Origin of the sequence: Vibrio sp. 1727, from assembly GCF_033344415.1 — a bacterium.
Lineage (GTDB): Bacteria > Pseudomonadota > Gammaproteobacteria > Enterobacterales > Vibrionaceae > Vibrio > Vibrio alginolyticus.
This window is the reverse complement of record NZ_JAWPOT010000215.1, coordinates 1-756: the sequence shown is the minus strand read 5'-3', so window position 1 is coordinate 756 and position 756 is coordinate 1. Positions and strand designations below refer to the sequence as shown.

Genomic DNA, 756 nt, shown 5'->3' with positions numbered 1-756 from the left:
CCCACGAAATACAGTGGGCGTTTTTCTTTCTTCAATTAAGTCGGTGACATTAGCCGGCTTTCTCTGACGCCTCTCGTTGTTGATGCGCTTCTTCAGTGTTGAACCCACGTAGAATATTGGTCAAGGTGATGGCGGTAAACAGCACTACAACCAACGACAAATGCCACGCTTCACTTAATCCAAGTTGCACCAGCGTCATACTCACCAAGGAAGAGACCACCATTTGACCGCCGCCAGACATGGCTGCTGCCGCGCCCGCATGCTCTTTGTATGGTTGCATCACAAGTGCTTGTGCACAAGGCAACGCAATGCCATTGCCAAGAATCATCAATAATTGTCCAATCATCAAATACAAGGGTTCTACCGGGCAGAAAAACAACCACAGTGCAGCACTGATATGCAAAACAGGCGTGCAAAGCAGCATTTTCTTATTTCCGATGACGGGGCGGATGCGGTTACAAATGGTTGTGCCGCCGAGCATACCTAACGCGGGGATCAGGGCCCACATGGCGTATTCGTCCGATGTCATCCCGATTTGGTCTTGCATGATAAAAGGCATCACGGAGACGGTCGTGATCATCAAGCTGAAGTTGAGCCAACTGATGCTCGCAAAGCTCATAAAATATCGAGACGAGAGCAAATCACGATACTGCACCAACATTTTGGCTGGAGAGGGGATTGCAGAGCGTCGTGTGATGGTCTCTTTGAATCGAAACGCGATGATGATCCAAGCGAGCGACACGTAACCCAACAATG

1 protein-coding gene is annotated in these 756 nt (G+C 49.5%); it reads right to left on the bottom strand.

The window, feature by feature from the left end:
• Window positions 1–49: 49 nt before the first annotated feature.
• The coding region (locus R8O10_RS24860) for an MFS transporter (protein ID WP_318191908.1) at window positions 50–756 on the bottom strand (707 nt) is incomplete at its 5' end.